Below are 21,578 nucleotides of genomic sequence, written 5' to 3'. Positions count from 1 at the left end.
TAAGATTGTTACGCGTTCGCCAGCATAGTGATCCGGCCCTCTACCCGGATCCCAGTCTTGCGGTGCTATTTACCCTATGTGACGTCAAGATGGCAAAGTGCCTGAATGACAATTGTAACAGTAGGCACAATTGCAAAGCAGCAGGCAGAACCCGTCTGCCCCAACAGCGAGATGGAACCATCATGCCGATCCTGAACCGCGCCGCCGAAATGCAAGACGAGGTCGCCGGCTGGCGCCGCCATTTGCACCAGACGCCAGAGCTGAATTTCGACGTCTTCAAGACCGCCGCCTTCGTCACCGAGAAGCTGAAGGCCTTCGGTTGCGACGACGTGGTGACCGGGCTCGGCAAGACAGGCGTCGTCGGCATCATCCGCGGCCGCCTGGGCGAAGGTACGACCATCGGCCTGCGCGCCGACATGGACGCGCTGCCGCTCAATGAGATCACCGGCAAATCCTACGCCTCGACCGTTCCGGGCAAGATGCACGCCTGCGGCCATGACGGCCACACCGCGATGCTGTTGGGTGCTGCCAAATATCTTGCCGAGACGCGCAATTTCGCCGGCTCCGTTGCTGTGATCTTCCAGCCCGCCGAAGAGGGCGGCGGCGGCGGCAACGAGATGGTCAAGGATGGGATGATGGAGCGCTTCGACATCTCCAAGGTGTTCGGCATGCACAACATGCCGGGCCTGCCGGTCGGCCAGTTCGCCATCAAGCCGGGCCCGATCATGGCGGCCACCGCCGAATTCACCATCACCGTCAAGGGCCGGGGCGGGCATGCGGCGATGCCGCACGGCACGATCGACCCGATCGTCATCACCAGCCAGCTCGTCGGTGCTCTGCAGACGATCGCCTCGCGCAGCACCGATCCGGTCGAAGCTGTCGTGGTATCGGTAACGAAATTCCACGCCGGCGACGCCTACAACATCATTCCCGAGAGCGCCGAGATCGCCGGCACCGTGCGCACGCTGAAGAAGGAGGTCGCCAGGAAGGCGGAAGAGCGCGTGCGCGCCATCTGCGAGGGAGTAGGCGCGGCCTTCGGCGCAACGATCGAGGTCGATTACAAAGCCAATTATCCCGTCACCTTCAACCATGCTGAAGAGACGGTCTTTGCCAGTGACGTCGCGGCTGATATCGCCGGCGACGCCCATGTGCACCGAGCCATCCAGCCGGTGATGGGCGGCGAGGATTTCTCTTATATGCTGGAGGCGCGGCCGGGCGCCTTCATCTTCATCGGCAATGGCGACACCGCGGGTCTGCACAACCCGGCCTACGACTTCAACGACGAGGTCATCCCGCACGGCATGAGCTATTGGGTGAAGCTGGCGGAGACGGCGCTGGCCGCCTGATGAATGTGCCTGAGCCCGTCCTCGGCTTGACCTGAGGGTGCGCTGCGATTTTGAGATGGCGACAAGGCCATCGAGCTCAGGACGTGGCGATGCTCCGATCGTCACTTCCGACCGGACGGCTTCCGCGCAAGACCGAAGGCAATGCCTAGCGCAATGCCGATCCCGATGCCTGCAATGATGTTGTCCAACGCGACGCCGATTGCCACGCCGATCACAACACCGAGTGTGATGTGTTTGGCATCTATCATGCCGGGTCATGTAGAGTGGAAGGGGAGAGCCGCAACCGCAGGCCATCCGTCGGCTACCAACCAGTGTTGCCTGGATCACTACGGGCCGCTCTTCGAGTCGTCGACCTTCAGCGCCTCCATGACGGGCGCCAGATCACTCTCTTCGACTGGGTCTGTAGCCTGCGGCTGTTCGCCTGTCCGGGCCTTGTGCAGAGCTTTCTCAATGGCCTCTTCGATGTCGCCGATCTCGTCTTCGCGTACCTCGTGACCATAGCCGGCCGCGTCGGCATCTTGCTCGAATTGCTGCACCAGGACGGCCACGCTCACTTCGCTTTCGGCGGGCAGATCGCCGACGTTCTCCTGGAGCCAGGTTTCAAAGAACTCTTTTGTGGCGCTCATGCGGTATCTCCTTCGGCACACTAAATCGCAGCGGTGGTCCGAAGTTCCGCCATCCCCAGGTTATCTTTGCGATCCAACCCTCCCGGATCAGTCTATAGAGTGGTGATGATCAATTTCGAATTGTGAGCAGAAGCCTCTCGACGGCTGTGCTTCAACGGCCATCGTCGAAACCGACCGATTGGGTGCAGAGCGCCTCTTGGCGAAACGGTCCGAAGCGGCTATGTGTCGGGCCGCGTGGTCCCGTAGCTCAGTAGGATAGAGCGGCAGATTCCTAATCTGTAGGTCACAGGTTCGATTCCTGTCGGGATCACCATAGTTTTCAACTACTTTGCGACCAATCGCCGTACTTTTTGCTAATTAAGTGCGACGAATTTCATAGGCTTTCAGACTTTGGGCGCGCATGCCCCAAGTACGAGTGGAGAAATGCCGGCCGCAGAAGCGCAGGACGCCCTTGCGCGACATGGCGGACTAGCATGGAAGCCCAGGAGAACATCTACAACACCTGGGCCTCCTCAAGCTGGTTCGCATGGCTATTGAACAGACCTGCCGGCCGGCGTGCTGCCGAGCGCGGAAGCCGTGCTACTGCCCTACGGCCGCGAGTCTGTCCATGAAGGCGAAGCCCTTGCCAAAGCCATCATTGAGACGGTTGAAAGGCTGGCCCGATGATTCGCCTTGAATCAATGCCGCGATGAGGAGCGAGCAATCGAGCTCCTCCGGAAACGAAACATTTAAGTCACTCTGAGTCGCCATACGAAGCGACCTCAATCTTGCTGTCTTCGCGGCGCGTTCGGCGCGCTCAGCCTCAGCCATCACCTTCGCGGAGCGCCTAACTGTGCTATTTCCCAGCCAACACATCTATTCGATCCAGTAGAATTCCGATGCCCCGGTCATGCCCTGACTCATTGAGATTGTCGCCGTTCATTGTGATGAAGCCGGTTCGATCGGTGAGGTTAAGATCCGCGTTGCCGCCAGGCGCGGGCCGATCGCCTTGGCAATAGCCGTGGGCGCGCGCCACCAACGCGCGAGTAGCCCGAGCCGTGCAAATCATACTGCTTACGCTCGATGTGGCTGCGCTCGGCCGGCGCCTATCTGGGCCATCACCAAGATCATCGCGGCAAATGACTAGCGGAACAGATATTTTGATACCTCTGGATTGCCTCGTCTCCACATAACGTTATCCAGAAAGTAGTGATGCACGTTGATGAATATCCACGCTATGAAGAGGAACAGCGACGAGCCGAACACCTCTTTGTTGTAAGGAACCAAAACGGACAACGCGATCGGGACCAGCCAGAAACCGAGAATCCCAGAATTCCACCAATGATGATAAATCCCACCACCCGAAAACGGTCTTGGGCGTCATTGAACTGAACCTACGGTCCATCGACCTCAACACTGGCGTCTGACGCGAGCCGACGTATATCGGCGGATGAACGGAATGAGGGCAACCCTTTGCAGGGGCGAAGCTTGCGCGCTAGTATCTGCAAAACGGGAGGGGGGACTAATGCCACGAATTGAGCGAGTAGAGACCCGCAAGCGCGGATTTCTGGCCTTCAACGTGTTGATGGGCATCATCGACTAGCTATGACCGCAAGACACTCCGGCGACGGTCTCTCGACTGTGTGCGCAATAGCGATGTTGTGGGAGCACCACTTTGTTCATTGACTACTACGAACTCCTAGAAATCAGCCCGAACGCCAACTCGGAAACGATAGAACGGGTATTTCGTTATTTTGCTATGCGCTACCATCCCGACAATCAGGATACCGGCGATGCATCACGCTTCAGTGAAATCGCGGAGGCCCATAATACTCTCAAAGATCCTCTCAAGCGCGTGCAGTACGACATTCAGTATAAAGACAATTTGAAACTTCGCCGCGAGTTGATTGAGGAAGTCAGCAACACTAAAGGAATCGAACGGGACGGCGTCATTCAAGCCAAACTGCTCTCGCTACTTTATGTCAAACGCCGACAAGACGTCAACAAACCTGGAATTGGCGATGAAGAACTCGAACGCATGTCGGGCTGTCCGCGTGAACATCTGGAGTTTCATCTCTGGTATCTAAAAGCAAAAGGCTGGATAGGAAGGGTCGAAAACGGGATGTTCGCGATTACCGTAGAAGGCATCGATCGCGCCAATACCGAACATCGTCGTGACACCTCCACCAGACTACTGAATCATACAGGCTGAAGAGTGGAAGCTCGCGTGCCAGTGCCCCTTGGATTAGCCCTTAGGAGCCCCACCAGCGCGCGTTCCGGCTGGCCGCTCTCAGCGCCTCGCGCACGCCGGCGCTTCTCGCTGGCCTGAATGAGGCGCTGCAAAGCCCTGGCCTGAACTCCGGCCTGGAATCGCTCTATCGCCGCCAGCTTTTCCTCCTCGCGCGCCAATCGGTAGACGTCGGGCAAAGGCTGCCAGTCGGCCGGCTTCTTCCGCATACACCATTGAGGCTGGCGATATCCCCAGTACTCGATACCGACGAGATCGGAACCGTCGAACCAGCATAAAACGTTCAGCTTGGGGAAGTGCAAGACCCTTGCCGCCCACCAGATCTTATCGATGGCGCTCTCGCCGGTGCCTTCCGCCCAGGGCGTCCAGCCGCGGCCTGGACGATCTGTCAGTTCGCTGTCGCGCATTCAGACTCCGGGCGCATTCGAGCGCTCGGCGCCCATAGCTTTTCGTTGCTTGGCAGCGTTCATTCGCCGGCCGGCACTCTGATTGCACTTACGGCAAGCGGCGGCCAGATTGGACCGCTCGTTCGTGCCGCCAAGCATTTTCGGCTTCTTGTGCTCTAGGGTGGCTTGCTTCGGTCCGGTCTCGGTGAACGGTTCCCTGCAATAGTAGCATTTCCCGCCTTGGAACTCGACCAGTTCGCTTCGGACTTTGGCTGAACTGAATTTCAGCTTCTTCTTCATGGGGGTTGGTTCCCTCCCTTTTTGGTAAAGGGACCACGACCTCGATCCAAGGTCAAGCCTTGCATTGGCAGCCGCTTGACGAAGCCGCCGGCCCAACGCATTCTCCCCTGGGGGAGAGATGGCAATGGCCGATCTTCCATGGGGCAAAGCAAGCCCCGCAACAGCATTCCATATGGCTGGATACTTGTCGCTGCCATGGGCGGCGCTGCAGCGGGCAATTACCTGTGGTCGAACTCATCCAATCTGGCGAATGCGGTAAGTGCATTCGTCTCGTTTGCTGGCTGTGACATCAAGGGCAATATTTCAATCGACACCGGTGAGCGCATCTATCATGTCCCCGGCCTGACGACGGACGCCTAGGGCCACCTGTTTCCTCGGGCCGACGATGCCACTGAACTGGCCAATGCCGAGGCGGCTCTTCTGCAGTGACTGCGACATGGACGCGACATGGCCAAGCAAGGCCTTGCTCCACAAGGCTTGCAGGAAGTTTCCTAACTGTAGGTCACAGGATCGATTCCTGTCGGGATCACCACGCTTTTCAAGGTCTATTCTGGACACATAGGGTACGGTTTATACAGGAGACATGGGTGACAATCTCGTGCCGAACGGATTGTCGATGGTTTGCAAGGTTCTCTGTTCTAGGTCGATGTTCGAGAGGCAAATCCCGTCGCTGTGCGCGGCGAGGTTCCGCCATTGCCAATCCACAAACCGCCAAGGCAGTGCCGCTTGACGGGTTAACTCAGCTAAGGATGGCCTTGCCGGCTGGCTGGCAACAATATTTACTCAGACGCCGAAGGGGCGGCTGGGCGCCCTTTATAGAGGGCTGGGTGGGTATGGGGTCAGTTCGTCGCTTGATCTGCCTATCGCTGAGCTTAACAGCGCTGATCGCGGCGGCATCCTATGTCTGGCTGCCACATTCGAAGGTGTACATCGACCCCTCAAACGCCTGGCTCGTCACGAAGGCCTTCTGCGTAGTCGCCGGTCTCTACGGCGTGGTCGGTTTGGTGGCCCGGCGAGTCCGGGGCGATGAAACAGGTCCCGGCAGATTGATCGAGCGTCTAGCCGGGATGGCGCAGACGCTCCTAAACCTATGCGCGATCACAATACCTTTCGGCTGCGCTTTTGGGGTTTTCATCTGCCTGGCTTCCGCAAACGGCAGGCCCCTGATTGACGGCGATCTGGCGGCGATCGACCTAGCGCTCGGCTTCGACTGGCCTTCTTTCCTTGCACTGACCAATCGCGACCCGACGATCAGCGCAATCCTAGTGGCAACTTACCATTCGGCAGGCTACCAGATGCTGGCGCTCGCTTTGGTTCACGCCTCAATGCGGCGGCTGGACAGGCTGCTTGAATTCTCGGTCGCCTGCGCGGTTTGCCTGACGATCACCGGCACAATCGTCGCGCTATTCCCGGCAGAGGGTGCCTACGCCTATTTCAAGCCGACCGCCGAGATGTTCAGCAATTTCACCACCGATGCTGGGATGTGGCACTACCCGACGTTGCTGAAGCTTCGATCAGGCGAGCCATTCGCCATTATCTTGAGCGAGGCGCAACCGCTGGTCACCTTCCCCTCATTCCACTCCAGCATCGGCGTTCTGGTCGCCTATTCGGTGCGCTGGTGGCGCTTTGTCTTTTGGCCGGTCGCGCTGTTGGAGGTCGTCATGATCGTGAGCACGATCCCGGAAGGCGGACATCACTTGATCGACCTGATCGCTGGGATAGTGGTCGCGGCAGTGTCGATCGTCGTCGTGAGATCCGTCCTCGCCACTCGATCTGCACCGGCCGTCCCGATAACCTCTAGGCCTCTATCAAACTCTTGAAATACGCCGCAAGAGCGGCCGAGGGCAACGCCCGTGGCCGACTCAGCGGCCCGCTTTCGATCCCACCACTGATCTCGCAGCGCTGTCAGCCTTTCCGCCCTCACAAGCACCAATCATTCTCACGGCAAAGATCGAAGCCACGCCAACCATTGCGGCGAGTTTGAGATGCGGCATAAGCTATCGCGGGTCAGGCGCCGGCAAAGATGCGCCAGCGAAACGGGGTAAGAGCATCGGAACGCGCTGGGCGTATTCCTGATACTCGGGAAACGTGGCTCGCAAGACCCTCTCCTCGTTGACTATCCGCCGGTATTGGAAAGCAACGGCGATCGCGCAGATTGCGACCGTCGCCCATGTCGGATTACCGAGAAGAATGCCGAGCAGGACGATCGCTTCGCAGGCGTAGAGCGGGTGCCGCACGATTTGATATGGGCCTGCGGTGACGAGCCGTCTGGCCTGGGCAGCGATGCTGAACGATCTGCCGAGCCACCATAGGCACCAAACGCAAAGCGCGAAGCCGATGATGGTAATCAGGTCGGCAGTGAGCTCAATCTGTGGAAGTATCTCGATTCGAGGGACAGCAATCAAAGTTACGGTGGCAAAGCATCCGATCAGCGCCGAGATTCGGGGCTCCAGTCCCTGCGCTGTCTTCAGCGGCGGAAGACGCACCACTGTCGTTGCAACAACGAGAACGAGAAAGCCGAGAGCGGCAATGTCTGCTACGACCCCGATAATTCGCGCTATGGGCCATTCAGCGCCGCGAAGAGCTATAACCAATGCTCCGGCCTTCAAAGTCGCGCAGACCGTGAAGTAAAGTATCATCATTGCACGCCCGATGAAATCACGCGTCGCCGCTGGTGGGAGCTTCATGGATTTTGCCCTTCGGAATAAATGGATAGGCGAGTTGCTCGACGTAAGTTGGTGGAATGGGATCATCGACGCCATAGCGCTCCGGCACAGCCTTACCGGGCAGGTACATCGTTCCAAAGAGCGCGTCGATGAATGAAAGTTGAGCTGCGAAGTTCTTGTCGTATGCGGCTCGTTCATGAGCGTGATGCCAATGATGGAACTGGGGCGAGGCGATCAGCCATCGAAGCGGTCCGATGTTTAGCTTTACGTTGGCGTGCAGCAGCAAGCCGTGGGCGTGATACATCAACGCGAACAGGGCGATCGCCGGGCTGCTGAAACCCAGCAGGTAAACTGGCACGAGTGACGCGCCCTTCGTCAGAACCTGATCAACAGGATGAACCCTGTGCGCCGCCAGCCAGTCAAGTTCTTCAATACTGTGATGAATCGCATGGAAGCGCCATAAAAACGGGACGGCGTGGAACATACGATGCGCCAAGTAAAAGCCAATATCCGCGATGACTATGATTTCAATAACCTGGAGCCAAAATGGCTGTGATGAAACTGAGCTACTGATGTAGACTGGTATCAACTGCCCCACCGTGCCTGTCGCCAATGTAACAGCCGCGATCAGACCAAGGCTTATAGGAACGCCATTGAACAGAGCGTAGATGAGATCGTTGAAGAAGGCTTTCCTGAGGATCTTTTGACCTGGCCTTAGAGCGAACAGGCGCTCGATCGGAACGAAGATCAGAACCGCAATCAAAAGCGCTTTGAGATTGAGAATGTCCATACGGCGCCCCGCCGGCAAGATCCAATCCAAGCACTTCGCCGATTTGAGCGCAAGTTAATGGTTTCCGAAAGGTTAATTGAGAAGGTGATTTGCGCGCCACGAGTGTCAGACCGAGAGGCCGCCTAGAACCGTCAAGTTGCTATAGACCTGAAACACTATCGTGCAGACCGCTGCGAGCGAGATCGGCACCCCAAACGGCACAACGCCTTTGCGGTCCAGGTGCTGGACATACAGGCGGAAAGCGCCCGCGGGCAGCATGAGCGGATTTTTCACGATCAACGCTGTGGCGAGTGCGAAACCCAGCAGCAGTGCGGAGAACACAAGGAGGCCGCTGCCGCCGATCAGCAACGGCACCACCGCCATCAGCTTGACGTCGCCAGCCCCGATCTTGCGCATGGCCCAGAACGGAAAGAGTGCAACAAACAGCAAAAGACCGGCAAGCGCGCTCAGGCCCATGTCCCACCACGACCCGGATTGCACCGACAGGAGCTGCAGCGAGCCCAGACCCAGGCAAAGCAGCAGCAGCACATTCTGGTTGGATATCTTCTGGGTGGTAAAGTCGAGCCAGGCGATCCTTGCCAGCAAAGGAATCGCTAGCCCCTTCAGCAGCAGCGATGCGGCGAGCAACATGCTATCGCCTTACCGCTCGAGATTCTTCACGCTGGACGACAGGAGCTTCAGATTGTTGGCCACGGTCGGATCGTTGGGCGCCAGCTCATAGGCCTTGAGGAAACTGCTGCGCGCGTCCTGCAGCTTGCCGCGCAGCAGATAGGAATAGCCGACATTGTTGTAATATTCGGGTGTCCCGCCGACCAGCCGGAAGGCCTGGCGATAGGCCAGGTCGGAGAGGTCGAAGCGGCGGATGCGATCGCTGGAGGCGGCCAGGCCCATCCAGGCACCACCATCATTGGGTGCCAGCTGCGTCGCCTTGTAGAACAGGGCGCCGGCATTGCCGTAGTTTTCCGCGCGGAACTGGTTCTTGGCTTCGGCAACAGCCTGGTCCGAGGCATAGTACTCGACGTCGCTGACCGTCTTCAGCCCGTCGAAGGCATCGCCAAAGGCTGTCACGTCACCTTTCGAGGGCTCGTTGGTGCGGACGACGCCGCTGGTATCAGCCGTCTGACAGCCGGAAAGCACGATAAGCAGCAAACCGGCTACGGCTGCGAGGCGCATTGGCCCTGTCATTTCGTCCCCCAAAAGAATTCTCCGACTCTGTATTTCGACCCAAGCATATACGTGCCTAGAAGAAAATGCCCTTCATCCGGATGATGACAGGCAGCATGACGATCATCATCACCACCGGAAAGATGCACAGCCCCAATGGAATCATCATCTTGACCGGCAAAGAGTTGGCGCGTTCCTCGGCGCGAAGAATTCTCTGTCCACGCATTTCGTCGCTGTAGACACGCAGGGCTTCTGTCAAACTTGTACCGAGCTCCTCGGATTGCCGGAACAGAACCGCCAGCGCCCGCGCCTCTTCAAGGCCGATGCGGTCGGACAGTTCGCGCAGCGCCTCGCGCAACGGCTTGCCGGCGCGCAATTGCAGATTCATGATCGAAAGCTGGATGCCGAGCCATTTGTGGGTGCCGGCCAGTTCGTTGCTGACGCGCTCGACTGCCGCCTCGAGGCTCATGCCCGCGTCGGCGCAGGTGATCATCATATCCATGAAATCCGGAAACCCGCGACGATAGATCTGCTTTTGCCCATTCTCGAACCGGTCGAGCGCGATGCTTGGTATGACAATGCATGCCAGCCCAAGCAAGGCTGAACCTCCAAAAGCGACAAGACTGGGCAATTGGGGCGGTAAAATCTGGGACAGGAGTGCATAGGTCGCAACAAAGCCGACGCACACTGCGCCGAGCCGCGACAGAGTATAAATGAGCGGCGCGCTTGATTGGTAGAAGCCGGCGCGAAAGAGCTTCGCGTCCAGGGCGCTGGGCTCGTCCCGTTCCTTTTCGAGCGATCGAAAATACGCCTCGACCGGCCGCTGCGCCGAGATCCTGGTCAGTTCTTCCTGTCCGACAAGCGAGCGTCGATTGGGAATGCCCTTTGCCATCAGGCTTTGCGCAACCAATTTCCTCGTCTGCAGTGCCGGCAAGAAGACGAGCGAGCCAACCAGGAAAAGTGCCACCGCCGCAAGGAAAACGGCGGCGGAGACCAGAAGGCTCAGATCCTGGATGTTCGAAAACAGGTTTATGGCTTGCTCCTGTCAAAAATCGAAATTGACCATGCGATACATGATGAAGTCACCCAGCAGGGCCCATAGCCCGAAAATCAGGAACACAGGCATGATCAGCGGATTGCCCCAAACATCGCCATAGTAGCTCGGAGCGATGCCCATGAGGATGCCGAACATCAAGAGCGGAAACAATGAAATGATCCATCCCGACATTCGGCCTTCGGCGGAAAGCGCCCTGATCTTCAACCTGAGTTTCTGCCGTTCGCGCAGCACCGATGCGAGGTTCGACAGGATCTCGGTCAAATTGCCACCGGTCTTGGCCTGAATCGACAGCGACACAGACAGCAGTTGAAGGCCCTCGAAGCCGACGCGTTGCGAGAGTTTCCGCACCGCGTTTTCAAGGCTAAGGCCGAAGGTGATTTCGTCGGAAACGATGCCGAACTCGGTGCCGAGCGGATCAGGCATTTCACGGGCGACAAGACCTATCGCTACGGAGGTCGGATGACCGGCGCGCAGCGAACGCACGATCATGTCAAGTGCATCCGGCAATTGCTTCGCGAATTTCTGGATTCGCTTGGCACGCGCACGGCGGAGAACCAGAAACGGCAGGGCGAATCCGATGAGAAGAAAGATGACACACGAAACCACCGCTGAGAAGTGCAGGAGGTACGCAAATACCAGTGCCAGTACCAGCCCAGCGAGAATAAATATTGCGACAAACGACAGCGGATTCCCGGTAATGCCGGATTGAGTGTATAGCCTGTTCAGCCCGACCGCATTGAAAAGAAAATCGCCCGAGCCGGTAAGCCCACGTTCTCGCAGCAATCCCTGCAAGGTCTGTTCGGCCGGCACCTCGTCAGCGAGCCGCTTCAGCCGACGGTTGATCGTGCTGACCGTTGAGCGGCGTTTGGAGTAGGTCATGTACAGAGTCTCGGCCGCGAGAATGACCGACGCCGCCGCCATCACATAGATGAGGTAAAGTAACGTCTGGCCCGACGGCATCAAAGCGGAACCTGCGGATTGAAGGCATCCTTGGCGAAGTGGTGGCCGAGCGTCGCCGCTTCCTGGGCAAAGCGCGGACGGATGCCGGTGGCGCGAAATTCACCGACGATCTGACCCTCCGCACTCACATCCCGGCGAACGAAATGGTAAAGCTCCTGAAGCTGGACGACATTGCCTTCCATGCCGGTCAGTTCCGATATGGAAACGACCCGCCTTCCCCCGTCGGAGAGGCGTTGCGTCTGCACGATGATGTCGATCGCCGACGCGATTTGCGCCCGGATTGAATCATGGCTCATCGGCATGCCCGCCATGCCGACCATTTGTTCTAATCGCGATATTGCGTCCCGCGGCGTGTTGGCGTGGATAGTGGTCATCGAGCCTTCGTGGCCGGTGTTCATCGCTTGCAGCATGTCGAAGGCTTCCTCGCCGCGCACCTCGCCGACGATGATGCGATCCGGCCGCATGCGCAGCGCATTCTTGAGCAATTCGCGCTGGCGGACCTCGCCCTTGCCCTCGACATTCGGGGGGCGCGTTTCCAGCCGGCCGACATGCGGCTGCTGCAATTGCAATTCGGCGGCGTCCTCGATGGTGATCAGGCGCTCCCTTGCCGGGATGTAGCTCGACAGCGCGTTGAGCAAGGTCGTCTTGCCGCTGCCGGTGCCGCCTGAAACCAGGATCGACTTGCGTGCCTGCACCGCGATCCGCAGAAGGTCGATCATCGGCTGGCGGATCGAATTGAACGCCATCAGGCGTTCAAGCGAATAGGGGTTTTTGGAGAATTTGCGGATAGACACCAGCGGGCCATCCACCGAGATCGGCCGCACCGCGATGTTGACACGCGACCCATCTTCCAGCCGCGCATCCACCATCGGCGCGGATTCATCGACTCGTCGGCCGATCGCCGAGACGATCTTGTTGATGACACGCAGCAGATGCGCCTCGTCGCGGAAACGGATCGAGGTCTCCTCGATCACGCCGCGCCGCTCGATGAAAACGCGATTGTGCGTGTTGATCAGTATGTCGGAGATTGAATCGTCTTTCAGCAGCGGCTCGATTGGCCCCAGGCCGAGCATCTCGTCGGCGGTGTCGCTGGTCAATTGATCGAGCTCGCGAGCATTCAGCGGCACGTTGCGAGCGCGGACAAATTCTCGCACGATCGGCCGGATCTCATTCAGGATTTCATCCTTGGACGCGTTTTCAAGGGCGGTCAGGTTGAAGCGGTCAATGAGGTGGCGGTGGAGTTCGACCTTGAGCGTCAGGAACTCGTCACCGTGCGGTTCAAAGTCGGCAACAGGAGAAAGCGTCGGGCTAGCGGGCAAAACCGCCATCGGCTCGAGCTTTGGCTCGACTCGCAACTCGCTTGGCCCTTTGGTGAACCGCCCCAGCATATCGCGTTATACTCCCCGTAGAATCCGTCGCCACGGAAACTAAACATTAACCACGCATGGCACAAGCGCCAGCCGCGCACCATGCGATTTAATACTTCAGACATAGTTAAGATCAAGGATCAGAAAACGCGATGTTTATTTGGTCAGCGGCGCTGTCCTAATGGAACACGAGGGACTCGCTTTCAATGCCAAGTGCTTTTTTTGCCACAAAGGCGTCATGGAGCCCACCTAAGGCCTTAGATATAAAGGAATATGCGCTATCGCTAATACCGCCCCATTTCCGCCATACCCACGGCCAAATTATGAACGAATGGTTAAGATGGGTTGAAAAATGAGCCGAATCAATGTTTTGGTCCGCCTGAAATCGGCAATATTCTTGCCGAACCCTGTATAGGAAAGTTAAGAAACCCTTAATCCCGTTTGACTCTGATTTTCGTCGGGACTTAGATCGAGATGACGGGGGATGCTTGGGTATGGATTTCATCCTTGGCTCGTCTCGTCGGGTTCAAACCTCCAAAGGGAGAAATTGGCATGAAGAAGCTCATGACGATGACCCGGCAGTTCCGCGACGACGAAAACGGCGCTGCCATGGTCGAATATACCATCTTGCTCGGCATCATTACTATCGCAGTGATTGCGTCGATTGTTATCGTCGGCAACTGGGTCGGTCTCCGGTGGACAACACTATCCACAACGTTGGCTGCCAACCCGTGATCTCGTGACGCTATCATCGACGCCGCGGATATCCGCGGCGTCGATGATCAAGAATAATGCAGTGATCTGTGAAAACGCAGCCGGGTGGGGCAAGAAATGCGCGCAAATACTGTCATCATGATCGTCCTCGCCGGTGTGTTCGGCGTGCTCGCGGTGGTTCTCGCCAATATCTGGCTGGCCAACCAGCGCAGCGCCATGGCGCAGACGGAAGATGTCCAGCGCGACACGGTCGTGGTGGCCGCGATGCCGTTGAAGTTCGGCGACACGCTGTCGGCGGACAAGCTGCGCGAAGTCGCCTGGCCCGCAGGTGCGGTCCCGACCGGAGCTTTCAAGACAACAAAAGATCTGCTGGCCGGCGAAGGTACCAAGCAGGCACTGCAGGCGATCGGCGTCAACGAGCCTGTTCTCGCCACCAAGATCACCGGCCCCGGCCAGCGTGCCACGCTCTCGGCAGTACTCGGCGAAGGCATGAAGGCCGTTTCTATCAGGGTTAACGACGTGCTCGGCGTCGCCGGGTTCGTTTTCCCCGGCGACCGCGTCGATGTGCTGCTGACCCGCAAGGTGCGCACCACCCAGGGGACGGACCAAAGTTTCGTCGACGTGCTTTTGCAGAGCATGAAGGTGCTCGCCGTCGACCAGGTCGCCGATGAAAGCACCGAGAACCCGACGGTCGTGAAGGCTGTCACGCTCGAGGTCAGCACCAAGGACGCGCAGAAGCTTACCTTGGCTGCCGACGCGGGCCAGCTTTCCCTGGCGCTTCGCCAGGCCGCGGCCAGCAAGGGCGAGACGACCGGACGCATTACGCTTTCGGACTTGACCGGTGATACGCCGGACGACGTCGCCGCCAGGCAGGCCGAACTCGCCAAGCAGGCTGCAGCCGACGCCGAGGCAGCGGCCGAGCGCAAGCGCGCGGACGACAAGATCAATGGGCTGACCCAGGCCGTGGAACGGGTGGGAAGCAGGCTTGACCTGTTGAGCAAGGCAAAACCGGCTCCGGCAGTGGCCACAGCACCCCAGATGCAAGAAGTGGTTAAGGAAGTGATCAAATATGTGCAGCCGGAGCCGCCGGCGCGTGCGACAATCGGCGTCTTCAGGGGTGTTAAGCTCGAATCCTACGACGTGCCGCGACAAAAATAACGCTAGGGTATTGCCGAACGATTCGGCAAGGGGGGTAGTCTAGATGCGTATGTTCCGGGGATCACTGGCGGCTGCCGCGCTGGCCTGTTCGGTCACGTTGCTGCCGATCGACCTTGCTGCTCATGCAGCCGACCGCAAGATCGATGTAACGAACCCCAGCGTCCACCGTGTTTTCCTGCCCATGTCGCAGTCGGTGACGATCCAGGTGAACGCCACGCTCGGCGATATCGTCGTGGGCGACGAGAAGATCGCCGACGCCCAGCCAATGACCGACCGAACGCTCTATGTCATCGGCAAGAGCGCCGGCACCACCACCGTCAATCTCTTTTCAGAAGACAAGCGCTCGCTTGGCGTGATCCAGATCGAGGTCGGCGTCGACGTGAGCGACATGGCGCAGGCGATCCGGCAGGTCGCTCCCAGGGCGCGCATCGATATCGGTTCGATCAACGGCAAGGTCAGGCTTGGCGGCCATGTCAAGGACGGCGCCACGCTGGCGGCGATCATGCAGGTTGCCCAGCAATATGGCCCCGACGCGATCATAAACGCTGTGACCGTCGACGACAGCCAGCAAGTAAACCTCGAAGTGCGGGTGCTGGAGGCCAAGCGCAATGCCGGCCGCGATCTTGGCGTCTCGATCAGGAGCACCAACGGCAGCGGCACCACCCGCACCGCAACCGGCATAGCCGCCGTCGACGAAGACGATGTGGTGCTGGGGCCGGGCAATCTGCTTACCGGCCTTCTTTCGAACACCAACCCGTTCGCGGCGCTGATCACCCGCGTCATCGACAGCAACATCAAGGTCGACCTGATCATTGAGGCGCTCGAGGCCAAGGGCGTGGTGCGCACCCTTGCCGAACCCAACCTCACCACGCTTTCCGGTGAGGTTGCCAGCTTCAACGCCGGTGGCGAAGTACCTATCCGCACCCTCGACGAGGATGGCGAGATCAGCATCGTGTACAAGCAGTTCGGCGTCAATCTGCTGTTCACGCCGGTCGTGCTCGACAACGACAAGATCAACATTAGGCTGGCGCCGGAAGTCAGCGACCTCACCAGTTTCACCATCGCAGGCGACCCGATCTTCACCAACCGCAAGCTGTCGACCGTCGTCGAATTGCGCGACGGCCAGAGCTTTGCGGTCGGCGGGCTTTTGTCCAGCAAGAACACCAAGATCCAGAGGCAGGTGCCGTGGCTCGGCCAGGTGCCGATCGTCGGGGCGCTGTTCCGGAATTCGAGCAACCAGAAGGAAGAAACCGAACTGGTCGTGATCGTCACGCCGCGTATCGTGCGACCGGTAAAGCCCGGTGAGCAACTGGCGACGCCGTTCGACAAGACGCGGCCTGCCAACGACCCGGAGCTCTTCATCCTCGGTCAGCTCGAAGTGACCAAGGACATGGTTCGCAAATATGAGCTCGGAGAAGGCGTGGTCGGCCCCTATGGCCACATGCTCGACCTGAAATCCAAGGACAAAATGATCTATGTCAAGAAATAGCGCCTTGATCCTGCTTTTGTGCGTCGGCGCGTTGACGGGCTGCGCCGCCGACTACCTGAACAATTACGAAACGGTGACACTGGCTGCCGGCGACACGCAGAAGTACAATTCGCTGCTGCAGACGGTCGATCCGCTCAATCCGGCGTCGAAGAACACAGCCATCGAAGGCGATGGCGCGCGCGCTGCCGCTGTTGCCCAGAGTTACAAGTTTCCACCACCACCACCGCCACCGCCGGCCATCACGGTGAATGTCGGCAACACCGGGGATTGAACAGAAGGGTGCAGTTCAACGTCAGGCAAAGCGACTGGCGTCAGGGGAGCAAGGGCCATGCTGCGGATTGTTCGCGCGTTCTGGCAAGATCAAAGGGGAATAGCGCTGATACTGGTCAGCATCATGCTGCCGGCAATCATCGGCTTTTCCTTGCTGGCGATCGACATGAGCCGGGTCAACAACCTTCACAACGATCTTCAGAAGGGGGCGGATGCGTTTGCTTTGGCGGGCGCGGCTGAGCTGGATGGGACGTCGAGCGCTATCACCCGTGCCGACAGGGCGATCGCTACGCTGGTAAGCAATCGATACACTTTCTCGACCTCCGGCCCGCCTCAAACGCTCGCTTCCACCGGAGTAACACGCCGCTATCTTCGTTCGTTGCCGGCCACCGACGATCTCCCGATTGTGGCGGGCAATGTGATCACCGACGAACTGAACGACGCCAGACTTGCCCGTTTTGTGGAGGTCACGGTAACCCCGGTCGGGTTTGCCGCTATCTTTCCGGCCTCATTCTTGTCCCCCGGCGCCAGCAACAGTTTCAATGTCGGGGCAGTCGCCGTGGCGGGCTTCACCTCCGGCGTCTGCGATTTCACGCCCGTCTTCATCTGCAACCCATACGAGAACGATCCTGACGGACACACTCTCGAAGAGGCAGCCGCCAGGGTCGACCTGCGGCGGAGACTCATAGAACTGCGCAAGGTCGGCAACGGTGCGGCCGCCGGTCCAGGCAACTTTGGCTTTCTCGAGCCGCCGGAAGGAGTCGGCAACGGAGCCCAGGCACTTGCACAGACCATCGCCACATCCAGGCCAATCGGCTGCTATTCGGCAGAAGGCGTCGATACCAAGACAGGACAGAACGCTGGACCAGTGCAGGACGCCTTCAACGTTCGTTTCGGGATCGCTGCCAACGGCCACTTCAATTCCGCGGAATACGGCCCCGCCGCGAACGTCCGAAAGGGCGCTTCGGCTGGAGGGAATGGCAACGACAATGGCAACGGAGGCGGAGGCGGCAACTGCCCTCAATATAACCAGTTGACGTTCGGCACACCCAATATGGGCCTGCCCAGAGATCCCAACGCGCCATATATGAATGGGCGAATGGGCGATGGAGACTGGAATTTTTCCGGCTATTGGAGCACCAACTTCGGTTCCGCTGCCTATCCATCGGCATGGGACACGACCAAGCCCTCGCGTTACGAAGTCTACAGGTATGAATTATCGGCCGGCCTTGTCGGAACGGCATCTATCGGAGGCGAGGTCGGAACGCCGCCGAATTCGTGCGAACCGCCGGTCACGACGGTGGACCGTCGCCTGATCTATGGCGCGATCCTGAATTGCACCGCGCTGGAACAAACCAACGATCTTTCTGGCCACAGCACCGGTCTGCCAGTCGAAGCATTCGCCAGTTTCTTCCTCACCGAGCCAGTATCCTCGCCGTCGGACGATGCGTCAGTTATGGTTGAATTAGTCGACATCACTGGACGCGGCGGCCAAGGCACGCTCGACAATTTCCTTCGCGACGAAGTCCAACTTTACCGGTGATGGCGATGATCGGAACGCTATGCCGCCACCTCGACAGATTCCGACGCGACAGCCGTGGTGCGGTGCTCGTCGAAATGACGCTGATCACGCCGCTGATGCTGATCTTGTCGGCAGGTGTGTTCGAGTTCGGCAATCTGATCCATAACAAGCTGCTGATGGAGGCCGGCCTGTCGGACGCGGCACGCTTTGCCGCGCGCTGCAACAGCCAGTTGTACACGCAGGCCGGGCTGGCGGCGATCAACTGCGCCGATATCGCCACCAACATCGCTGTGTTCGGCAAGGCGGCGGTAACAGTGACAGACGTTCCGCGCGTCAGCGGCTGGCAGACATCGGATGTCACGGTGACCATCGCTGCCACCGCCTCCTGTCACCCCGCCGTCGTCGACGGCGTCATCCAATATCGCTCCACCACCGCACAAGTCTGCATCGTCCGAGCGGTCGGCAACTATCCATATACCGGCGTCGGCATGCTGTCGTTCATCGGAATCGGTCCGATCACGCTGACCGGCTCTCACGAGGAGCGGTTGATCCGATTCTGATCATGATCAAGCGTTTTGCGAAATCGGAAGACGGCGCGGCGATGGTAGAAATGACCATCGTGGCGACGCTGCTGTTTGCCCTTGTTCTCGGGTTCGTCGACTTCGGCAATGCCTTCTATCAATGGAATGCGGCCACCAAGGCCGTCCAGATCGGTGCAAGGCTGGCCTCCATCTCCGATCCGGTCGCGCCGCTGATTTCCACAGCTGGCCCGACTACGACGCCGGGAGCGCCAGTAGCCGCGGGTGATTTTGCCTACGTTTGCGACGGCGCAACATCGACCTGCAACTGCACAGGCGCCTATTGTGTCGCCGGCGTGTGGGAAGCAGCAAATTTCTCCAGAATTTTTGCAGGTGACGACGGGGTATGTGGTGCCGTGGCCGGCAGTCGTCCCGGCATGTGCGACTTCTACCCCTATTTGCAGCCGGCGAACGTCGTCATCCGCTACTCGGCCACGGGGCTTGGCTACCAGACCCGGCTGGCGGGATCTGTACCGACAATAACTGTCAGCCTCCAGAACGTGAACTTCCAGTTCTTCTTTCTGCAGGGACTGATGGGGTTTGCGAACATCACCATGCCCTCCATGCTGAGCACGGTTACGGGCGAAGACCTGAAGAGTACCGCGTCATGAACGCCATCAACACCAAGGTTCTGCCGACCAAACGAAAGCAGGTGGCCCTGTTCTCGTCGGATCCGCAATTCAAGCGCGAGGTGGCGACGCGGCTCGACGCGCTGGCCATCTATGATGTCAGGATTTCGGAGACGGGTGACTTTCTCAAAGGCCCGCCCACCGAGACGCGGCCGGGCATCGTCATCCTCGACCTCGCCAATGGCGAGTTGCTCGGCGAGCCTGGAATAATCGCGGCGCGCGCGCTGTGGGCGGCGGTGCCGCTGATCGCGGTTTCCGGTGAATTGACCTCCGAGCAGACGCGCATCCTGGTTCGCATGAACGCTTCGGACTGGCTGCACAAGCCGCTCGACGCCAAGGAACTGCTCAACGCGGTCACCTTCCACGACACCGGCAACCAGGGCACCAAGAGCCGCATCATCACTTTCATCAGCGCCAGCGGCGGCGCCGGCGCCACGACGCTCGCTCTGTCGGCGGCGGAATTCCTGGCGTCGAAATCCACCGGACGTGCGGCTTCGACCTGCCTCGTCGACCTCGATTTCCAGAGCGCCAATTGCGGCGCCTATCTCAACCTGTTCAACCAGTTCGACCTGGCCGGCATCATCGGCCAGCCGGAAAGGCTCGATGTCGAACTGATGGACGTCATCAAGCTCTCTCGCCCGTCCGGCCTGACCCTCTATTCATTCGAGAGGCCGCAATTGCCGTTTGAGCCGCAGGGCGCCGATTTCGTGTTCCGGCTGCTGGACCTCGTCGCCTACCGGTTCGACGACATCGTCATCGACCTGCCGAATATCGAAACCCCCTGGCAGAATTCCGTGCTTTCGACGAGCGACGAGATCTTCATCGTCTTCGAGCTCAACGTCGCCTCGCTGCGGCAAGGCAAGCGGCTCTACACGAAGATCCGCGAACTGCGCGGCAATTCGGTGAGCATCACCCTGGTCGCCAACAAGCATAAGCGCAAATGGTTCGGCAACCACTTTTCGCGCAGCGAACTCGAGAAGATATTCAAGGCGCCGCACATCAAGTCGGTCGGCCTGGACAATGCGCTGCTGACCGACGCGCTGAACCGGGCCATCCTGCCTTCCGAAGTGGATGGGCGGGCGCGCTTCAACAAGGACCTGAAGCGGATGTTCAAAGAGCGGCTCGATGACCCAGCCCGGTAGATACCGCATCGTCCCGAGGCTTGCCGGCGCCTGCATCATCGGCTTGGCCTTGGGGATGCCGGCGTCGGAATTCGCCCATGCCCGATCCGCGCTGTCGGACCGGCCGCCGCTGCCGGCAATGGGCCCCAGCCTGCGCAAGGCGGTTGCTCTCCAAACCGCGGAACAGCCCGGCACGATCATCATCCGCAAGGACGAGAAGGCGCTCTATCTGGTGACCCGGCAGGGCCAGGCGTTGCGTTACCAGATCAGCGTCGGGCGCGACGGCTTTGGTTGGACCGGCATCGTCAAGGTCGGAGCGAAAACGGAATGGCCGGAATGGCGCCCACCCAGGGAAATGCGCGCCCGCCAGCCGGAGCTGCCGGAAATGGTGCCCGCCGGTCCCTACAATCCACTCGGCGCCAGGGCACTCTATCTGCTGCGGGACGGGCGCGACACGCTCTACCGCATCCACGGCACCAACGATCCCAAGGGCATCGGCTTCGACGGAACATCGGGATGTTTCCGTCTTACCAACACCGATGTGATCGATCTCTTCAAGCGCGTCTCGGTCGGCGCAAAGGTGGTGGTCCAATGACGATGATCAGCGACCCGGATATACCGGCAATCGACATTGGGCCGGCAACCCACACTGAAGAGCAAGCTGCAGTTGGGAAACCGAGCAATGCAAGGATGCTCGGCGTTGTCGCCGTCGGCGCCTTGCTGATCACGGCGGTGAACATAGCGGCCGCGGTCTATTTCTACCGCGGCATCAACGATCTGCGCCTTGTCGAACGGCGGCTGGAACAGCTCGGATCATTCGAGCAACGGATCGCGGCCCGGCTCGATACGGTCAACAACGGCTTCCAAAGCCGGTTTGAAAAACTGGACAGTCAACTGCAGGGCAGCTTCAACGAAGTCAAAGGCAGCATTGCCCGGCTTGAACAGGAGCTGCCCCTGGACAGTGACGACGACATGTCGAGCATCGCGGAGCCTTCCGTGATCACGACCAGCACCATGGCGGAAGCAGCCACCGATCTCGAAGAAGCGACCGAACCCAGTATCGTCGAAGCGCCGCGCCCGCCCAAAAAGAGGATCGCGGCGCCGCCCCCTCCCCCAAACTCGTCCTACCAGCGCATCGTGCAGCCTGACGGCAAGGTCCATTACAAGAAAATCAACTAGTTCCTCTGCACAGAGGATTTGGTTCTTAG

The 21,578-nt window shown here is 59.2% G+C and carries 26 protein-coding genes and 1 tRNA gene; 15 read left to right on the top strand and 12 right to left on the bottom strand.

Features of this window, described 5'->3' with window-relative positions:
* Nucleotides 1-182 precede the first annotated feature (182 nt).
* Nucleotides 183-1,346 carry a M20 aminoacylase family protein gene (locus EN885_RS18590; protein WP_127205111.1) on the top strand — a complete coding sequence of 388 codons (1,164 nt, stop codon included), beginning with the start codon at nt 183-185 and terminating at the stop codon, nt 1,344-1,346.
* A 101-nt stretch (nt 1,347-1,447) separates the two neighbouring features.
* On the opposite strand, the gene EN885_RS33645 is transcribed toward EN885_RS18590, so the two are convergent.
* Nucleotides 1,448-1,594 carry a hypothetical protein gene (locus EN885_RS33645; RefSeq protein WP_164547102.1) on the bottom strand — a complete coding sequence of 49 codons (147 nt, stop codon included), beginning with the start codon at nt 1,592-1,594 and terminating at the stop codon, nt 1,448-1,450.
* Between the two features lie 78 nt (nt 1,595-1,672).
* Nucleotides 1,673-1,972, bottom strand: a complete 300-nt coding sequence (locus EN885_RS18585) for a DUF768 domain-containing protein (protein WP_128242949.1) — start codon at nt 1,970-1,972, stop codon at nt 1,673-1,675.
* Between the two features lie 236 nt (nt 1,973-2,208).
* On the opposite strand from EN885_RS18585, the gene EN885_RS18580 reads away from it, so the two are divergent.
* Nucleotides 2,209-2,285: transfer RNA gene (locus EN885_RS18580), tRNA-Arg, on the top strand.
* Between the two features lie 266 nt (nt 2,286-2,551).
* On the opposite strand, the gene EN885_RS18575 is transcribed toward EN885_RS18580, so the two are convergent.
* On the bottom strand, nt 2,552-2,782 hold the full coding sequence (locus EN885_RS18575; protein WP_127205110.1) for a hypothetical protein: 231 nt from the start codon (nt 2,780-2,782) through the stop codon (nt 2,552-2,554).
* An 844-nt stretch (nt 2,783-3,626) separates the two neighbouring features.
* Here EN885_RS18575 and EN885_RS18565 point away from each other — a divergent pair.
* On the top strand, nt 3,627-4,163 hold the full coding sequence (locus tag EN885_RS18565; protein ID WP_127205109.1) for a J domain-containing protein: 537 nt from the start codon (nt 3,627-3,629) through the stop codon (nt 4,161-4,163).
* Here EN885_RS18565 and EN885_RS18560 read toward each other — a convergent pair.
* Nucleotides 4,151-4,606 (bottom strand): hypothetical protein, encoded by a 456-nt coding sequence (locus EN885_RS18560; protein ID WP_128242950.1) that lies wholly within the window; start codon nt 4,604-4,606, stop codon nt 4,151-4,153. The two genes, EN885_RS18565 and EN885_RS18560, sit on opposite strands and share 13 nt — an antisense overlap.
* Nucleotides 4,607-4,885 (bottom strand): HNH endonuclease, encoded by a 279-nt coding sequence (locus EN885_RS18555; protein ID WP_128242951.1) that lies wholly within the window; start codon nt 4,883-4,885, stop codon nt 4,607-4,609. It lies immediately after the preceding gene.
* A 138-nt stretch (nt 4,886-5,023) separates the two neighbouring features.
* Here EN885_RS18555 and EN885_RS18550 point away from each other — a divergent pair, with 138 nt between their 5' ends.
* Nucleotides 5,024-5,245 carry a hypothetical protein gene (locus EN885_RS18550; protein WP_128242952.1) on the top strand — a complete coding sequence of 74 codons (222 nt, stop codon included), beginning with the start codon at nt 5,024-5,026 and terminating at the stop codon, nt 5,243-5,245.
* A gap of 395 nt (nt 5,246-5,640) precedes the next feature.
* A complete protein-coding gene (locus tag EN885_RS18545) occupies nt 5,641-6,705 on the top strand; it encodes a phosphatase PAP2 family protein (RefSeq protein WP_164897870.1) in 1,065 nt (354 codons plus the stop codon).
* A gap of 177 nt (nt 6,706-6,882) precedes the next feature.
* Here the strand turns inward: EN885_RS18545 and EN885_RS18540 are convergent, their stop codons facing one another.
* The 7 genes from EN885_RS18540 to EN885_RS18510 form a co-directional block, all read right to left on the bottom strand.
* Nucleotides 6,883-7,572 carry an isoprenylcysteine carboxylmethyltransferase family protein gene (locus tag EN885_RS18540; protein ID WP_164897869.1) on the bottom strand — a complete coding sequence of 230 codons (690 nt, stop codon included), beginning with the start codon at nt 7,570-7,572 and terminating at the stop codon, nt 6,883-6,885.
* A complete protein-coding gene (locus tag EN885_RS18535; RefSeq protein WP_128242954.1) occupies nt 7,544-8,341 on the bottom strand; it encodes a sterol desaturase family protein in 798 nt (265 codons plus the stop codon). Before EN885_RS18535 ends, EN885_RS18540 begins: the two co-directional genes overlap by 29 nt.
* 105 nt (nt 8,342-8,446) lie before the next feature.
* Nucleotides 8,447-8,971 (bottom strand): prepilin peptidase, encoded by a 525-nt coding sequence (locus EN885_RS18530; protein ID WP_128242955.1) that lies wholly within the window; start codon nt 8,969-8,971, stop codon nt 8,447-8,449.
* A 9-nt stretch (nt 8,972-8,980) separates the two neighbouring features.
* Nucleotides 8,981-9,514 (bottom strand): tetratricopeptide repeat protein, encoded by a 534-nt coding sequence (locus EN885_RS18525; protein WP_128242956.1) that lies wholly within the window; start codon nt 9,512-9,514, stop codon nt 8,981-8,983.
* A gap of 67 nt (nt 9,515-9,581) precedes the next feature.
* Nucleotides 9,582-10,532: a type II secretion system F family protein gene (locus tag EN885_RS18520; protein WP_128242957.1), complete on the bottom strand. Its 951-nt coding sequence runs from the start codon at nt 10,530-10,532 to the stop codon at nt 9,582-9,584.
* Nucleotides 10,533-10,550: 18 nt separating this feature from the next.
* Nucleotides 10,551-11,522, bottom strand: coding sequence for a type II secretion system F family protein (locus tag EN885_RS18515; protein ID WP_128242958.1), 972 nt, complete (start codon nt 11,520-11,522; stop codon nt 10,551-10,553).
* On the bottom strand, nt 11,522-12,910 hold the full coding sequence (locus EN885_RS18510; RefSeq protein ID WP_128242959.1) for a CpaF family protein: 1,389 nt from the start codon (nt 12,908-12,910) through the stop codon (nt 11,522-11,524). The genes EN885_RS18515 and EN885_RS18510 overlap by 1 nt, the downstream gene beginning before the upstream one ends.
* A gap of 531 nt (nt 12,911-13,441) precedes the next feature.
* Here EN885_RS18510 and EN885_RS18505 point away from each other — a divergent pair.
* The 10 genes from EN885_RS18505 to EN885_RS18460 all read left to right on the top strand — a co-directional run bounded on the left by EN885_RS18505 (nt 13,442) and on the right by EN885_RS18460 (nt 21,549).
* Nucleotides 13,442-13,624 (top strand): Flp family type IVb pilin, encoded by a 183-nt coding sequence (locus EN885_RS18505; protein ID WP_128242960.1) that lies wholly within the window; start codon nt 13,442-13,444, stop codon nt 13,622-13,624.
* 96 nt (nt 13,625-13,720) lie between these two features.
* The gene (gene cpaB / locus EN885_RS18500) at nt 13,721-14,761 is read left to right on the top strand and encodes a Flp pilus assembly protein CpaB (RefSeq protein WP_128242961.1); all 1,041 of its coding nucleotides are present in this window, start codon (nt 13,721-13,723) and stop codon (nt 14,759-14,761) included.
* 43 nt (nt 14,762-14,804) lie between these two features.
* Nucleotides 14,805-16,250, top strand: coding sequence for a type II and III secretion system protein family protein (locus EN885_RS18495; RefSeq protein WP_128242962.1), 1,446 nt, complete (start codon nt 14,805-14,807; stop codon nt 16,248-16,250).
* The gene (locus EN885_RS18490; RefSeq protein WP_128242963.1) at nt 16,237-16,521 is read left to right on the top strand and encodes a hypothetical protein; all 285 of its coding nucleotides are present in this window, start codon (nt 16,237-16,239) and stop codon (nt 16,519-16,521) included. The genes EN885_RS18495 and EN885_RS18490 overlap by 14 nt, the downstream gene beginning before the upstream one ends.
* Before the next feature lie 57 nt (nt 16,522-16,578).
* Entirely contained in the window at nt 16,579-18,063 is a 1,485-nt protein-coding gene (locus EN885_RS18485; protein ID WP_128242964.1) for a pilus assembly protein TadG-related protein, read from the top strand.
* A gap of 5 nt (nt 18,064-18,068) precedes the next feature.
* Nucleotides 18,069-18,602 (top strand): TadE/TadG family type IV pilus assembly protein, encoded by a 534-nt coding sequence (locus tag EN885_RS18480; RefSeq protein ID WP_245493096.1) that lies wholly within the window; start codon nt 18,069-18,071, stop codon nt 18,600-18,602.
* A gap of 2 nt (nt 18,603-18,604) precedes the next feature.
* Nucleotides 18,605-19,231: a TadE/TadG family type IV pilus assembly protein gene (locus EN885_RS18475; RefSeq protein ID WP_128242965.1), complete on the top strand. Its 627-nt coding sequence runs from the start codon at nt 18,605-18,607 to the stop codon at nt 19,229-19,231.
* Nucleotides 19,228-20,391, top strand: coding sequence for an AAA family ATPase (locus EN885_RS18470; RefSeq protein WP_128242966.1), 1,164 nt, complete (start codon nt 19,228-19,230; stop codon nt 20,389-20,391). The genes EN885_RS18475 and EN885_RS18470 overlap by 4 nt, the downstream gene beginning before the upstream one ends.
* Nucleotides 20,375-20,965: a L,D-transpeptidase gene (locus EN885_RS18465; protein WP_128242967.1), complete on the top strand. Its 591-nt coding sequence runs from the start codon at nt 20,375-20,377 to the stop codon at nt 20,963-20,965. Before EN885_RS18470 ends, EN885_RS18465 begins: the two co-directional genes overlap by 17 nt.
* Nucleotides 20,962-21,549 carry a hypothetical protein gene (locus EN885_RS18460; RefSeq protein ID WP_126104686.1) on the top strand — a complete coding sequence of 196 codons (588 nt, stop codon included), beginning with the start codon at nt 20,962-20,964 and terminating at the stop codon, nt 21,547-21,549. The genes EN885_RS18465 and EN885_RS18460 overlap by 4 nt, the downstream gene beginning before the upstream one ends.
* Nucleotides 21,550-21,578 lie beyond the last annotated feature (29 nt).

This window comes from Mesorhizobium sp. M6A.T.Cr.TU.014.01.1.1, assembly GCF_004022765.1.
Taxonomy (GTDB): Bacteria; Pseudomonadota; Alphaproteobacteria; order Rhizobiales; family Rhizobiaceae; genus Mesorhizobium; species Mesorhizobium mediterraneum.
This window is presented reverse-complemented; position numbering and strand designations above follow the sequence as displayed.